At 58.2% G+C, this 14940-nt stretch carries 11 protein-coding genes and 1 pseudogene; all 12 read right to left on the reverse strand.

Annotation, left to right across the window (positions count from 1 at the left end):
* Positions 1-163, reverse strand: a pseudogene (locus GZ093_RS08355) (GDP-mannose dehydrogenase); the annotation flags it as partial.
* Positions 160-1374 carry a TIGR03087 family PEP-CTERM/XrtA system glycosyltransferase gene (locus tag GZ093_RS08360; RefSeq protein ID WP_296484757.1) on the reverse strand — a complete coding sequence of 405 codons (1215 nt, stop codon included), beginning with the start codon at positions 1372-1374 and terminating at the stop codon, positions 160-162. The pseudogene GZ093_RS08355 and the gene GZ093_RS08360, both read right to left, overlap by 4 nt.
* Complete coding sequence (gene asnB / locus GZ093_RS08365; protein ID WP_296484759.1) at positions 1371-3296, reverse strand: asparagine synthase (glutamine-hydrolyzing); 1926 nt, start codon at positions 3294-3296, stop codon at positions 1371-1373. The genes GZ093_RS08360 and asnB overlap by 4 nt, the downstream gene beginning before the upstream one ends.
* Positions 3297-3305: 9 nt before the next feature.
* Positions 3306-4523 carry a TIGR04063 family PEP-CTERM/XrtA system glycosyltransferase gene (locus tag GZ093_RS08370; RefSeq protein ID WP_296484762.1) on the reverse strand — a complete coding sequence of 406 codons (1218 nt, stop codon included), beginning with the start codon at positions 4521-4523 and terminating at the stop codon, positions 3306-3308.
* Positions 4520-6460, reverse strand: coding sequence for an XrtA/PEP-CTERM system amidotransferase (locus GZ093_RS08375; protein ID WP_296484764.1), 1941 nt, complete (start codon positions 6458-6460; stop codon positions 4520-4522). Before GZ093_RS08375 ends, GZ093_RS08370 begins: the two co-directional genes overlap by 4 nt.
* Positions 6461-6465: 5 nt before the next feature.
* Positions 6466-7647 carry a TIGR03088 family PEP-CTERM/XrtA system glycosyltransferase gene (locus GZ093_RS08380; RefSeq protein WP_296484766.1) on the reverse strand — a complete coding sequence of 394 codons (1182 nt, stop codon included), beginning with the start codon at positions 7645-7647 and terminating at the stop codon, positions 6466-6468.
* 29 nt (positions 7648-7676) lie between these two features.
* Complete coding sequence (locus GZ093_RS08385) at positions 7677-8957, reverse strand: nucleotide sugar dehydrogenase (protein WP_296484770.1); 1281 nt, start codon at positions 8955-8957, stop codon at positions 7677-7679.
* A gap of 51 nt (positions 8958-9008) precedes the next feature.
* Positions 9009-10595 carry an exosortase A gene (gene xrtA / locus GZ093_RS08390; protein ID WP_296484773.1) on the reverse strand — a complete coding sequence of 529 codons (1587 nt, stop codon included), beginning with the start codon at positions 10593-10595 and terminating at the stop codon, positions 9009-9011.
* Between the two features lie 126 nt (positions 10596-10721).
* Positions 10722-11759, reverse strand: a complete 1038-nt coding sequence (locus tag GZ093_RS08395) for a FemAB family XrtA/PEP-CTERM system-associated protein (RefSeq protein ID WP_296484776.1) — start codon at positions 11757-11759, stop codon at positions 10722-10724.
* A gap of 7 nt (positions 11760-11766) precedes the next feature.
* Positions 11767-12642 (reverse strand): XrtA system polysaccharide deacetylase, encoded by an 876-nt coding sequence (locus tag GZ093_RS08400; RefSeq protein WP_296484778.1) that lies wholly within the window; start codon positions 12640-12642, stop codon positions 11767-11769.
* A complete protein-coding gene (wecB, locus tag GZ093_RS08405) occupies positions 12639-13835 on the reverse strand; it encodes a UDP-N-acetylglucosamine 2-epimerase (non-hydrolyzing) (RefSeq protein ID WP_296484779.1) in 1197 nt (398 codons plus the stop codon). Before wecB ends, GZ093_RS08400 begins: the two co-directional genes overlap by 4 nt.
* A complete protein-coding gene (locus GZ093_RS08410; RefSeq protein ID WP_296484780.1) occupies positions 13832-14938 on the reverse strand; it encodes an XrtA/PEP-CTERM system-associated ATPase in 1107 nt (368 codons plus the stop codon). Before GZ093_RS08410 ends, wecB begins: the two co-directional genes overlap by 4 nt.
* Positions 14939-14940 lie beyond the last annotated feature (2 nt).

A 14940-nucleotide genomic window follows, 5' to 3' on the forward strand; every position in this document is an offset into this window, starting at 1 on the left:
TCAGCTCGACCATGCCTTCCTCCACCACCGGCGTTTTGCCGGCCTTGATCAACTCCAGCTTGGCGGGTTCGATGTCCACGCCAATCACCTCGTGACCGTCGCGTGACAAACAGGCCAGCGACACGGCCCCCACATACCCCAAGCCAAAAATACTGATCTTCATGCAACTGCTCCCTTGCTTTTTGAAAAATTCTTGATGCCCCGATCGATGAGGCCGTCCAGGCGCTCCATTGAACGGGGCCAGGCGTGGTGGCTGAGCATGCGCTGCCGGCCAGCCACGGCCAGGCGATTGCGCTCGGCGGGACTCTCGACAATCTTCATGATGGCCTGCGCACAGGCCGCCGGCGTGTCAGCCACGAGAAAGTGCGTCTTGGATTCGGCGTCTACGCCGCCAGCGGCGATGCTGCTGGTCACAACCGGCACGCCCATCGCCATGGCCTCCAGAATCTTGTTCTGCGTACCGCGCGCGATGTTGAGCGGTGCCACCATCAAGGCTGACTTGCGGATAAACGGACGCACATCCGGCACTGAGCCGGTCACCGTGACGCCGGGTAAATCAGCCAGTTTTCGCATCGCAGGCGACGGGTCGGCCCCCACAATCAAGAGTTTCATGCCCGGGCGGGCGCTCTTGAGTAAGGGCCAGGTCTCTTCACAGAATCGCGCCATGCACTCCTGATTGGGGTAGTAGTCCATGCGCCCAATAAAGCTGATGGTGTCAGCGTCGTAGGGCTCATCCACAGGGCAGAAAAAATCTGCGTCCACGCCGTTGGGAAACCAATCGGCATCAGCCCCGGTGGCGTAGCCATTGAGGGTCTCCCACTCGGCCCGGGTTGTGGCGGTACACAGGTCAAAGCGTCTGGCCAAACGCTTTTCGGCGGCCAGCATCTTGGCGCCCTCAAACCGGTACCCGAGCGACAGGGGAAACGGCTTGTAGTTGGCGTACTCAAACCATTTTTGGGAATCCATGTCACCGAAGTCCAGAATCTTTGGGATATTTTCAACATGCTCAACGTATTGTGCTACCGAGGAACAATGAACAAAAATGAGGTCCCACTGCTTTGAGGTCAGAAGGCCGCGTACATGCTTTGCCAACTCGGGCGAATAGAAGAACCCCATCGACGACGGCGTCGGCACCGGCAGTCGCACGAGCATGCGCGCCACCTGAACCCGCTCAGTGACGTGCCCCATCTCGAAACTGGCGCAATAAGGGGAGACTCCCCGCCCCTGCTCGGCCTCTTCGGGCGACCGGGCCAACGAGCAAACAGTCACCTGATGGCCGCTCGCCGACAAGTGGCGGATCATGTTGAACGGTCGGATTTTTCCCCCGCGTTTGGGCGGAAAAGGAAACCGATGGCAGAGATACAGGATGTTCATGAACAGTAGCCTTTGAGTTCGGCCGCAACGTCAGTCGGATCACGATGATCGAGATAAATCCGGCTCCAGATTTCCAGATTAAGCAGGGCCAGCAAGGCATCGGTGCCGTCGATTCGATTGCCCTGGTGATCAGCGACGAGCCGGTCAACCACAGGCTGGCGGAAAAGCCCGCGCCGCTGAATCACTTCAGGCGCCAGCAAACGTCCCAGCAAAGGAGCGAGTTCTTTCTTGAGCCATGCACCCATGGGGGTGCCAAATCCACGTTTTTTACGCTCCAGGATGTCGTTGGGCAAAAGACCAACCAAAGACTCTTTCAAGACATGTTTGAGGTGACCCCGGCGCACCTTGATCGCTGTCGGAATGGAGGCAGCCAATTCCACCAGTTGATGGTCCAGCATCGGAACACGGCATTCAAGGGAGACGGCCATGCTCATTTTGTCGGTCAACATCAACAAGTCGTCGGGTAACTGTGTCTGCGCATCCACAGCAAACATGCGATTGAGAGAATCTTCATGACTCGCCTCGGCAAAGGCCAACGCCAGCGGATCAGCATGATCGGCATCGGGCTGCATCAATAGTGCGGAGACGGTTTCCCGATCAAGCACCTGAAGGTAACTGCGATAGCGATCATCGGCAGTCATTTCAGCCGAAATGAGAAAACCTTTGGCTAGGCGCATGGTGTTGAGCAGGCCGGAGTGGCGGTCCACCGGCAATCGCCCGGCGATCGACGCGGCAGAACGCCGCAGCCACCCCGGCAGTCGGTGATATTGCTGCGCATAGTGCTCCCCGAGATAGCGGCGATAGCCACCAAAGAGCTCATCCCCACCGACGCCGGAGAGAATCACTTTGACATCCTGCCGGGCGAATTCGGACACCAGAAAAGTGGTGATGAAAGCTGTGTCTGACAGCGGCTCATCCATGTGCCACAGCAGTTTTGGCAGCAGGGAAACAACGTCGGGGCGCACCACAATCTCACGGTGCTGCGTGCCAAAATGCTCAGCCACGCGACGCGCGTAGGGCAACTCGTTGTAGAGCGCCTCTGCTTCGCCGCCGGTGAAACCAATGGCGTAAGTGCGTATCGGCTGCTGGGACTGCTTCGCCATCAATCCGACCACCGCGCTGGAATCGACGCCACCAGACAGGAAGGCACCAATCGGTACGTCGCTCACCATCTGCATGCGCACTGACGCTTCGAGCTGTGCCCGAACCCGCTCGATCCACTCACGCTCTGACAGATCCTGATTCATGCGGGGGGAAAGTCGCCAATAACGCCACTCGCGCACTTGGCCGTTTTCAATGGCGAGAAGCGTGGCGGGCGGCAATTTGCGAATTCCCGCGAAGATACAGTCGGGCGCGGCGACATAGCCTAGGTGCAAGTAGCTGGCGACAACACCGCGATTCAACTCGGCGCGGACACCGGGCAATGTGAGCAGTGCCTTGGCCTCGGTCGCAAACGCCAATCGTTGGCCATCTTGCGTCACATAGAGCGGCTTGACCCCGAGCCGGTCACGGCCAATCAACAAACGATGACGGCGAGCATCCCATAGCGCAAAATCGAACATGCCATTGAGGCGAAGCACAAAGTCGTCACCCTCGGCGTCATAGAGGTGCAGCAGCACCTCGCTGTCGGACCCGGTTTTGAAGTGATAGCCTTTGGCCTGGAGTTCAGAGCGCAACTCCCGGTAGTTATAAATCTCGCCGTTGCAGACCAACCAGAGTGTTTCATCAGCGTTAGACAAGGGTTGATGGCCCCCCGCCAGATCGATGATTGACAGCCGTCGCATGGCAATTCCGCAGGGGCCGTCGATGTGCATGCCCTCGTCGTCAGGCCCCCGATGGCGGGTCACGTTGCCCATGACCGACAACTGCCCAGGTGCCACACCTTGCCCATCAAAACGATAAATGCCGTGGATACCGCACACGATAGAACCTCAGGCTCGCATGAGTTGAGTGAGGTCATAACGGCTCAACGCTCGTTGATAGACCTCACGGTAACGTGCGACGCTGCCACTCCAGGTACGCTCCAACTCCACGAAGCGACGCGCCTGCAGGCGAATCAGCGGCCACATCTCGCGCTGCGCCAGCACGTCTTCCAGCGCCTTCTCAAGCGTTGCAGAATCGCCGGCGCGAAACAAAAAACCGGTTTCCCCGTGACGAATCAGCTCGCGATGGCCCCCTACATCAGAGGCAACAAACATGCGGCCCTGCGCCATCGCCTCCAGTGGCTTGAGCGGTGTGACCAACTCTGTCAACCGGATGGGCAATCGAGGGTAGGCCAATACGTCTATCAGTTCGTAATAGCGCTGCACCTCGGCATGGGCGACACGACCCGTAAAAATGACGCGATCCTGCAAACCGGCTTTGGCCGCTTGCGCCTTTAGTTGCATCTCTTGCGGACCGCCCCCGACCAAGAGTACGCGCAAATCAGGATGTCGTGGCAGCATTCTGCGCGCCGCTTCAAGTAATAGATCAAGCCCCTCATACGCATAGAAGGAGCCAGCAAAACCGATCACCGTCGCGCCATCAAGCCCCAACGAGCGACGCAGGCTCGGATCTGCCGCGACCCCAAACTGGAACACACTGGCATCGACCGCATTCGGAATCACCGTAATGCGCTCATCGGGAATCCCTCGCATGGCAATATCGCCGCGCAGCCCCTCACAAATTGTGGTGATTTGGTCCGCCTGGCGCAGTGCAAAAGTCTCCAGCGCGCGCGACAACCGATAACGCAAACTGCCTTCCACGGTTGTGCCGTGATCAACGGCTGCGTCTTCCCAGGACGCCCGAACTTCATAGACTACCGGCACGCGCTGACGCCGTCCCACCCACAAACTGGGCAGCGCATTGAGCACCGGTGAATGGGCATGAATCACATTCGGCTTCGTCAGCCGGATAACTTCACCCAGCCGCTGGGCGGTGAGTTGCATCTGAGTCAACAAACCTGCGCCCGCGACACTTGGCGTGCGGAAAAACGTCAACCCATCAACATTTTCTTGGAAGGACGCGGTGGGACCTTGTTTAGGCGTAGTCAGGTGCACCGTGTCCCAACCCAGTCTGCGCTGCTCACGCAGGATCGAGAGCGTGCGAAAAGTGTAACCACTGTGCAGCGGAATGGAGTGGTCAAGCACGTGAAGAATGCGCAAGCTCATGCGCCTGCCTCCGCGACTTTGGCCACAGGCGCCACCGCCAAGGGCGTATCAACCACTTGGCGTAAAAAAGCTTCGAACATCAGCAACGTCCACAATGACGCGCTGTAGTCACGGTTGCCAGACTGGTGCGCTTCGACCAGGTGCTGCAGGTAGACCGAGTTGAACCAGCCGGTGGCGGCGAGCCGCTCGCCTAGCACCGCATCGCGCACACGCTGCTTCAAGGGACCGCGAAACCAGCGCGCCAGTGGTACCGAGAAGCCCATTTTTGTCCGGTACAGCACGTCCGCAGGCAGGTAAGGCTCCATCGATTTCTTGAACAGGTATTTGCCTTCCTGCCCCTTGATCTTGTGGCTGGATGGCAGCGTGGCGAGCCAGTCCACCAGTTCATGATCCATCAATGGCTCGCGCACCTCCAGCGAATGGGCCATGCTGGCGCGGTCAACCTTGGTGTTGATGTCGCCCACCAGGTAGGTTTTAAGGTCAAGGTACTGAATCAGTGCCAGCGGGTCATCGGTACCGGCTTGGGCCGCGTGACGATTGAATACCTCTAAGGCGTTGTAACCGGCCAACTCCGCTTTAAAACTCTGACTGAAAAGTGCCGCGCGCATCGGACCTCGCAGGATGGATACCGCATGAAAATAGGCCTGCACCGAGCTGCGGGCCAGCCCCTCAAACGTGGTCTTGGCACGAAACACGCGCGGCGCCCAGTCGGCCTTGGGGTACATCTTGCCCAGCATGCCAAAAAGAGGCCGACGCACCGCCATGGGCAACGCGCTGCGCATGTGTTCTTCCATCAGGTGCATGCGATAGCGGCGATAGCCACCAAATGTTTCATCACCGCCATCCCCCGACAGTGCCACGGTGACGTGCTTGCGCGCCAGCTGGCAGACCCGGTAGGTCGGGATGGCCGAGCTGTCGGCATAGGGCTCGTCATACAAGCGAGCCAGCGTGTCAATGAGATCAAAATCGTCGCTCTTGACGACTTCAAGACGATGGTTGGTGTGGTAGCGGTCGGCCACTTTTTGCGCAAAGGCCGACTCGTTAAAAGCCGGATCGTCAAAGCCAATGGAGCACGTATTAACCGGCTCGGGCGACAAGCCTGCCATCGCGGCGACCACGGCGCTGCTGTCGACACCACCGGATAGGAAAGCGCCAAGGGGCACTTCAGCAATCATGCGCAGGCGCACAGACTCTTGCAGGCGCTGCACCAGTTCGACCTGAGCGTCGACCTCGGAAATCGGATTGTCCAGACTGAACTTGACATCCCAATAGGCGACCGGCTCGCCCATGGGCTGGCCGCGCCTGATGGTCAGGGTGTGGGCAGGTGCAAGCTTTTTGGCCTGCTTGAAGATGGTGCGCGGCTCGGCCACATAGCCCAGGGCGAAGTATTCTTCCACAGCCAGCGGATCCATGTCGCGCCGCAGGCCACCGTGGGCCAGGAGGGACTTGAGCTCGGAGCCGAACAGCAGTGTGCCGTCGTCGAGCAACGCGTAGTACAGGGGTTTAACGCCCAACCGGTCACGAGCCATGAAGAATATCTGCTGCTTGCGGTCCCACAGGGCAAAGGCGAACATGCCACGAAAGCGCTTCACGCAGTCAGCACCCCAGGCTTCCCACGCGTGGACGATGACCTCGGTGTCGCTCTTGGTGTGAAACAGATGGCCTAGCGCCTGCAGCTCAGGAATGAGTTGCTGGTAGTTGTAGATTTCGCCGTTAAAAACCACAACGACCGACCCGTCTTCGTTGAACAGCGGCTGCTGTCCGGTCGCAATGTCGATGATGGACAGGCGCCGATGGCCCAGTCCTACGCCGAGCTCGATGTGCAGGCTGCCTTCATCGGGACCACGGTGCCGCTGCGAATCGTTCATGCGCTGAAGCACGGCGCGGCTGATGTCGCTGCAGCCACGCGTGTCAAAAATGCCGGTAATGCCGCACATGATGTCTATGAATGTTGTTGCTGGGCTGACTGAACAGGCCGCAAGCGGCGCAATTGCTGGTCGTACACCGATTGGTAGGTGGATACCATCGCCTGCAAGCTGAAAGCGGTAAGCGCCCGCTGGCGACCTGCCTGGCCCATGTTGCGAGTCCGCTCCGGGTTGGCAGCCAGCGCCATCAGCCGTAGGGCCATGGTCTGCGGATTGGAAGGCGAAACAATGTAGCCGGTCTGACCGTGCTGCACCAGGTCGGCGTTGCCGCCCACGGCCGTGGCGACTACCGGCAGGCCACTGGCCATGGCCTCCAGAATGGTATTGGATATGCCTTCGGCCAGTGAGGGCAAGGCAAAAGCGTGCAGGCCACGCATGATGTCGGGCACGTCGCTGCGCTCGCCGGGCAACCAGGCCAACCGACCCACGCCTGCGGCATCCAGCACAGCTTGTGCTTGCGCTCGCAACGGTCCCTCGCCGACCATGATCAGTCGCATGCGTTCCTTGAGTTCAGGGGCAAAGGCCAGGGCTTGGACAAAAGCATGAGCCAGCATGAGCTGATCCTTGACGGTCTGCATGCGGCCGACGGTACCCATCAGCCATTGCCGTGCCGGATCAAAAGGGCAGCCGGCGATGCGCTGCGGTCCACCGGGCACCGGGCGGAAGCGCTCGGTATCGACGCCGTTGCAGGCCTGCGTGATGGCGTCCGGCGAAACACCCACCCTGTCCACCAAATAGTCAGCCAGATCACGCGACAGCGCGGTGTAGTGGTGAACAAAAGGCTTGTAGACGCGGCGCACGCGCTGGTAGGTGACATTGCTGCCGTCCAGGTCTCCCACGTCACGGCCGTGTTCACCATGAATGCGAACCGGCATTCCGGCCGCCCAGGCAGCTGGCTGGACTTCAAGCGCGGCAAGATTGCGGCTGTGCACAATGGCAGGGCGTAATTGGCGGAACAACTTGAAAAGCTTGGGGTATTGCCAAACGCCGTGGCCCGGCGGCTTGTGCAGGGAGATGTATTCCACATCGCGCCGCTGGATGCGCTGGTGGAACTCTGTCACCTCAGTCAACGCCATAACAGCGTGACGATAGGCATGCTGTGGCATGTGGTTGATCAGGTTGACAATGCCATTCTCCAGACCGCCCGTATCAAAGCGGTACACCACGTGCAGCACCAACGGACGCGAATCACGTGGCACGTCCAGTCTCCCATATCCCTCTGATGCACTCACAAGCGCCACAGTTTGTACCCCGCCGCTTCAATCTCACTGCGATCGTAGGCCGCCTTGACATCAATAAATGCGCCACCCTTGACCAGCTTTTTACCGAAATCTTCAACTGTTAGCGTGGCGTATTCCCGATGTGCCACCGCAGCAACAATGGCGTCAGCGCGGGGCAAATCAGCCCAGGGCAACAGCGCCACACCGTATTCATGCATGGCTTCAGCCGCATTGGCGCGCGGGTCGGTCACAAAAACATCGACACCATAAGACTTGAGTTCATGGATGATGTCGACCACTTTGGAATTGCGCAGGTCGCTACAGTCCTCCTTGAAGGTGAGCCCCAATATGTTCACTTTAGCGCCTTTGATGTAACTGTCGGCCGCGATCATCTGCTTGATCGTCTGCTCGGCAATGAACTTTCCCATGCCGTCATTGATGCGGCGGCCCGCCAAAATTACCTGTGGGTTGTAGCCCAGCATCTCAGCCTTGTGGGTCAGATAATACGGGTCTACGCCGATGCAATGGCCGCCTACCAGACCCGGCTTGAATTTCAAGAAATTCCACTTGGTCCCCGCTGCTGCCAGCACCTCATTGGTGTCGATGCCGAGCTTGTCGAAGATGATGGACAGCTCGTTCATCAGGGAGATATTCAGATCACGCTGGGTATTCTCGATCACCTTTGCAGCTTCTGCGGCCTTGATGCTCGATGCGCGATGCACACCCGGCAGGATGATGGTCTCATACAACTTGGCGACTTTGTCCAGCGTGTCAGGTCCATCGCCAGAAACGATTTTGAGAATTTTGGTCAGGGTGTGCTCTTTGTCACCCGGGTTGATTCGCTCAGGTGAATAGCCGACAAAAAAATCCTGTTTCCACTTCAAGCCAGACTCGCGCTCCAGCACGGGAATGCATACTTCTTCAGTGGCGCCGGGATAAACCGTTGACTCATATACAACAATTGCCCCTTTTTTCATGTTGCGACCGACACTGGCGCTGGCACCGATGAGCGGGCGAAAATCTGGTATGTGCGCGTTGTCGACCGGCGTGGGCACAGCCACGACGATGATGTCGGCCTCGGCCAACAAGGCGGGGTCTGCGGTGTACACGGCCTGTGGCGACTCTCGCATTTCCTCATCCGTCAGCTCTCGTGAGGGGTCAATACCCTTGAGACAGGACTCAACCTTGGAAGGCGAAATATCAAACCCGATGGTCCGAAAGTGTTTGCCAAACTCCACGACCAAAGGCAAACCCACATAGCCCAAACCAATCACAGCAACCACACTCATTTTGAAACCTCCATGGCATTCATCAATTAGGAAAGCTCTATTTTTTGTCCGTCACTTGTTTTGTTGCGCCGCGCGCAGCAAGGCATTGATGCTCGGGTAGTTGGTCATCAAAAATGATTCCAGCACCGAATCTTCACCCCCGGCTTGATCTTTTGGCGTGTAGACAACAATGACGGCGCTGTCATCACCACGCCCGGTCAACCGATAGAACACGCTGTAAGCTTTAGCCAGGTAATCGCTTGTGGTCAGTGCGCCGTTGATCCAGTAAATGCGCCAAACAATCAACCGACCATTCTGGGCTGACTGGTCCAAAGATGCACTGCGCAGTTCTGCGGTGCGAAATACATAGGCTTGTTTGTCAGCCATTTCGACCGTGCGGCTCGCACTTGCCACCTGAGCCCATTGCGCGTCATTGCTACGCACCAGCATGTTGCTGGAACTGACCAATTTCTGGCTGTAATTTTGATGGTGGTAGTAACCCAGATAGAGCCCCACCGCACGCCCTTGCTTTGCATAGCTCGCGGTCATTTCAGCAGACGGGTTTTGAAACGCAGGCTTGAAATGCACTTCATCCTGCGGCACGACCTGCCAGCCTGCCGCCAGCGCTACAGGCACCGTCAACTGCACCGTATCGCCCTCAGTGCCTGACTCCAAGGCCCACAGGGCAACATGCGGCAGCGCCAGCAGTGCCGCGAAACCGGCCGTCACCATCCACAACCTTGGGGCGGTCACTGGCTGTTTCTTTGTCGCGTACACTGAATCACGGTCACTTCCCAACTCACCAGGCTCGGTCCAGCGGGCGCCAATGATGAACATCAACATCATCACAACACCAAAGAAGAGCCAACCGTAGATCAGGTGATCAACCCCGACGGCGAGCTTGTTGCCTGACAGGTGCCCCAGCATGACGATCATGTAAGCGCGCACCCAGTTCGCAACAACAGGAACCAGTATGGAGGCAATTACGAAAAGGATGCGGCGCTTGGTTGACTGGTAATTCAGGTAGGCAAAAAGGGCACCAACGGTCAAGGAAGCGATCAAGTAACGCACGCCACTGCACGCCTCGACCACCGACCAATTGCCGGAGGGGATGACGAACTGGAGCCCCTCGCGATAGACAGGAACGCCGCTTAAACGCAGCGCCAGCACTGTGAAATTTGCCGTCCAATCCATCAGCTGGGGTAGCAGAAATTCACCAATAGGCACAGCGAAAAACAAAAACCCCAGAGGAAAGATAATCAGCCGCGTGACCGACCAACCCAACACAGCCGGCACGGCCAAGACTAGCAGCGCGACCAAGGCCAGCTGGGTCACCGCATTGACAGCCGCCAACTCACCCAGAAACCAAACTAAAACAGCGGTCGCGACCAGCACAAGCACGCCTGGCGTTGCTCGGGGAACCTGCGCTGCAATCAGCTGACGTTGTCGCCATACCAGCCAAGCGGCAATGGGCGGAACCAGGAAGGCGTGAGCAAACGTATCGGACCGGGCCCAGATTGTCACCATGGCGGTGCCGGTTTCGCGGTAAAGGACAAACGTCCAGAGTAAAAGCAGGACCAGTGCGACGAGCGCTTGCCGCCACGACTGCGTCACTTGGGATCGGACGACAGCAGCGTAAGGGGTGACGATGGCGTTCACAGCGCCTCTCCTACTGGCTGACGGACACTTTGATCGAGGTCAACGCCGCCGGAATGCGCGGTCCAACGGCGGCGCTCAAGCACCCTCGGTCGACGGACCAGGTAAAGCAAGTTGGCCATGATGAATTTAGCCCAGGTTGCGCACAACGAAAGGGCCCAACCAGTTTGCCACCACCAGGGGCAGGCGACGCCACGTGGCGATCAGAAGCTTGTATTTGGCATTGGACGGGTTGTTTTGTGGCACGTCATCACGCTTGTAAAGACAATACTCATAGTGCAGCGGGGTGGGCTCAAAACCCCAGTTTTTTTTGAAGGCGTAGGAGCCGGTGCCCTGCTTGCTGCGGCCATAGTCAAACACCTTGAGTCCGCGCGCGCAGGCGCGGCGCATCAACTCCCAATATTTGAAGTCGTTGGCGGCGAGCTCGCGAGCAGGCTCAAAATCTCCCGCATAGTAGGGCAAGACCTCACCCCGAAAGTAGAAGCTCAACACACTGCTCAGCACCTTGCCATCCGGCGCAGTCACAGTCAAGACCTCGCAATCTTCACCAAACTCGGACTGTAGGGCCTGAAAGTAGCGCTTGGACAGAGCGGGCGTGCCATGACGGCGAGCGTTGTCCGCATAGAGGGCAAAAAAGCGATCAACATCAGAGTCAATCCCGCTCACGAGACCATTCTTGATACCTTTGCGCACCATGGCCCGCTGCTTGCGCGGAATGGCCAACAAATTGGCTTCTTCCTCCGCCAGAATCTCCTTGCGAAACGTGACGTACAGGTCTTGCTTGGGCCAGTCGGCATGGCGCGGATTGATGTTTCGCCATTCAAGATGCGCCACATCCAATCGTTTGGCAATCTGTTGCGCCTCATTCTCTAGGGCTTGCGCCACTTCCTCGTTGGCAGCGGCCACTCCGCCATACACCGCAAACGGCAAACCTGCCAGCGAGTTGCCAAACAACCAGCTGTTCACATGACCCAGCGGCAGCACACCCTGAATGCCGTCATCAGACTCGGCATACAGAAAATAAGTGTCATGGTGAAAAATATCTTGGACAATCTTTTGCCAACCGGCGCGATGGAAGAATGTCGCCTCCGGGCATGCCATGACAAACGCATCCCACCGCTTTGCCGTGGCCATGTCTTGAGGCAGGAGTCGCTTGATACTCAACATGGACGGCTCAAGCGGCAAGCTGAGGTTGACTGAACCGGTCAAGAAAAATTTGATCCATGCGGCCCCACTTGAAATCGCCGAGCAAGCGGTTCAAACGGCCTTCCATGCGGTCAATATTGACGTAATGACGAAAGCGCGTCTTGCTGCTGATGCCTTCAATGCGCGGCTGACCGGGGTCAATCTCCCAGGGATGAAAGTAAAAGACACCCGACTCGTGCTCATGCCCGTTGATCCGGCTGAGCATCCAGCGTGACCAGGCATAAGGCAGCAATCGGAAGTAGCCCCCGCCACTGGAAGGCAAGTTGCGGTTAAACACCCGTAACGTCGTAATCGGGATTTCCATCAAACCCGGACGCACCTCATAGGCAAAGCGCGGCGACTCTGGCATGCCGTAGTGGTCATGCCGGATCGGGTAGACGCTGGAACTGTAGCGGTAGCCGGCCCGGGCCAAGCAGTCAAAGGCCCAGAGATTCGCACGGCCGATAGAAAAACTGGGCGCGCGATACCCGTTCACTTCACTGCCTGACAAGTCTTCCAGAACAATTTTTGCCAACTGGATGTCGGCAAGAAATGCGGCTTCGGTCTGGTCGCTGGCGCGCTCGTGGCCGTAGCCATGACTGGCCAGTTCATGGCCTTCGCGCACGATGCGTCGCACCAGCTCAGGATAACGCTCTGCGATCCAGCCAAGGGTAAAGAAGGTTGCCTTGGTCTCGCTGCTGGCGAGCATTTCAAGGATGCAGTCAACGTTGCGTTCGACCCGGCATTCACGCAAATTCCACTCGGAACGGGCAATATGCGGCGCGAAGGCCGAGACTTGAAAATAGTCTTCTACATCGATGGTCAGCGCGTTCGTGACGGGCGCCATTGGCAGATCGTTTTTCATAACGCAATCAACCTCGTCGCCATGCCCGCTTGCCGGTGCTTCAGCCACGGGTACATGTCGGCCGCGATCCGCTCGGCGGCATGCCCATCCCAAAGCTCGGGCAAACGACCACGCTTTCCTTTGCCCAGCAGAATGTCATTGACGGCACCCAGAATGGCTTCCCGATTGCGCCCCACGAGCGTGTTGGTCCCTTGCTCCACGGTGATCGGGCGCTCGGTGTTTTCCCGCAGCGTCAGGCAGGGCACTCCCAACGCCGTGGTTTCTTCCTGCAGTCCACCTGAGTCTGTCAGCACCACGGTGGCCTCGGCCATCAGGCCCAGCATTTCAAGATAGCCCTGCGGCGGCAACAAGGCCATGCGCACCGGGTCAATCAAGTGCATCAGGCCAAAGCGATCGATGTTGCTGCGGGTGCGCGGATGCAGCACAAACACCAGGGGCAAACGGGTCGCGACCTCCCCCAGCACGCCAAGTAGCCCGCGCAAAGCGTCAGGATGATCCACGTTCGAAGGGCGATGCAAAGTGACCACGCCCAGCCCACGTGGATAACGGAAAACAACGGGATCGATGTGGCAAGCTTGCAAGGTGGCGCTCACGCTGCGGGCGTTGGCCCGACCAAAAACCACCGAGTCAATCATGACGTTGCCAGCAAAGCAGACCTGGTTTGATGCGATACCTTCGCGCGCCAGATTGCCTTGCGCCGTGCGCTCCGTGGTGTAGAGGCGATCGGCGATCTGGTCGGTCAGGATGCGGTTGATCTCTTCCGGCATGGCGCGGTCATAACTGCGCAGTCCGGCTTCGATATGCACCACCGGCACGTTTTTCTTGACCGCCACCAACGCGCACGCGAGCGTGGAATTGACGTCGCCCACGACCGCCACGCAGGAAGGTTGGTAGGTGTCAACCACCGGCTCAAACCGGCGCATGACCTCCGCGGTCTGCATCGCGTGCGTGCCTGACCCAACCTCAAGATTGACGTCCGGGGTTGGCAAGCGCAAATCTTCAAACAAGCGCTCACTCATGTCTTTGTCGTAATGCTGGCCGGTGTGCACCAGCAGCACCGGCAGCGCTGGCACATGCGCCGCCATGGCCCTGAGAATTGGCGCCATTTTCATGAAGTTGGGCCGCGCACCCACCACGCAAATGACAGGCCCCAAATCAGCATCCATTGCGCGTCCAAGTGCCTGATCATTCATGACTGACTCTCCTGGCTCGGTTTTCTCGCTGCCATCACCATCTTTTGCAGCATGGCAAGAACTTCGAGATTGATTCGCTCAATCCGAAGCATGCTAAGTTCGAGACGACGCAAACGGCCATCGTATTGTTCGGCGCTCAAGCCATCGATTTGGCTGCTGAGGGCGCCTGCCAACGCCGAGCCCACCTGCAGTTTGCCTGGATCAATGTCGCCGATGTCAATATTTGCCAAGCTTTGCCCGCGGGAGTCATCGGGTGCAGATCGTGTTGGCGCGCCCTGATTGGCTGGAACGACCGATTCATCGTCAATTTCCTTTACCACCTCATTGACATCCTCCGCACCAAAGGCGTCTTTGTTGCCCAGGAAGCCAAGCAGCAACAGGCGGTCACAGGTGAGGTTGATACGACGTGGAATGCCCCCTGAAGCCTTGAAAATCGCCTCGAACGCAAGGTCGTCGAAGCTGGGTCGACCTGCGGAGCCAGCACACTTCAACCGATGCTCGACATATCCGCGGGTCTCATCTTTGTCCATCGGCCCGATATGGCACGTGGCCGTCACGCGTTGCCTGAGTTGCTGCATGGTCGGACTCTGCAAAATGGCGCGGAATTCCGGCTGCCCCACCAGGAATGTCTGCAGCAGCGCTTGTTGGCCAAACTGAAAGTTGGACAGCATGCGCAATTCTTCTACCGCTTTGGCTGTCAGGTTTTGCGCCTCGTCGACGATCAGCAGGCAGCGTCTTCCCTGGCTGGTCTGATTGACCAAGTAGGCCTCCAGCGCCATCAGGACATCGGCTTTCGAGACATCTTTAACGCGTACGCCAAAAGCCGCACCTACCAGGCGCAAGGTGTCCTCTGCATCGAGTTGTGTGGTGACCAGGTTGGCAGCCACAACCTTGTCGGGGTCCAGACTGGCGAGCAGGCCGCGCACAATCGTGGTCTTGCCCGCCCCCACCTCTCCTGTGATCACGATGAAGCCTTCGTTTCGTTGGACACCATACTCAAGGTAAGCCTTGGCTCGACGGTGCTGCTTGCTGCCGAAATAAAAACTCGGATCAGGGTTGAGCTGAAAAGGCTTGCTGGTCAACCCGTAATATGTTTCATACATGG

It is taken from the genome of Rhodoferax sp. (assembly GCF_010365055.1).
GTDB lineage: Bacteria > Pseudomonadota > Gammaproteobacteria > Burkholderiales > Burkholderiaceae_C > Rhodoferax.

Bases quoted from the DNA above. Each gene is read 5' to 3' on its own strand.
- GZ093_RS08360 (WP_296484757.1), bottom strand. From the start codon at position 1,374: ATGAACATCCTGTATCTCTGCCATCGGTTTCCTTTTCCGCCCAAACGC.
- GZ093_RS08370 (WP_296484762.1), bottom strand. From the start codon at position 4,523: ATGAGCTTGCGCATTCTTCACGTGCTTGACCACTCCATTCCGCTGCAC.
- GZ093_RS08375 (WP_296484764.1), bottom strand. From the start codon at position 6,460: ATGTGCGGCATTACCGGCATTTTTGACACGCGTGGCTGCAGCGACATC.
- GZ093_RS08385 (WP_296484770.1), bottom strand. From the start codon at position 8,957: ATGAGTGTGGTTGCTGTGATTGGTTTGGGCTATGTGGGTTTGCCTTTG.
- GZ093_RS08395 (WP_296484776.1), bottom strand. From the start codon at position 11,759: ATGTTGAGTATCAAGCGACTCCTGCCTCAAGACATGGCCACGGCAAAG.
- GZ093_RS08400 (WP_296484778.1), bottom strand. From the start codon at position 12,642: ATGAAAAACGATCTGCCAATGGCGCCCGTCACGAACGCGCTGACCATC.
- wecB (WP_296484779.1), bottom strand. From the start codon at position 13,835: ATGAATGATCAGGCACTTGGACGCGCAATGGATGCTGATTTGGGGCCT.
- GZ093_RS08410 (WP_296484780.1), bottom strand. From the start codon at position 14,938: ATGTATGAAACATATTACGGGTTGACCAGCAAGCCTTTTCAGCTCAAC.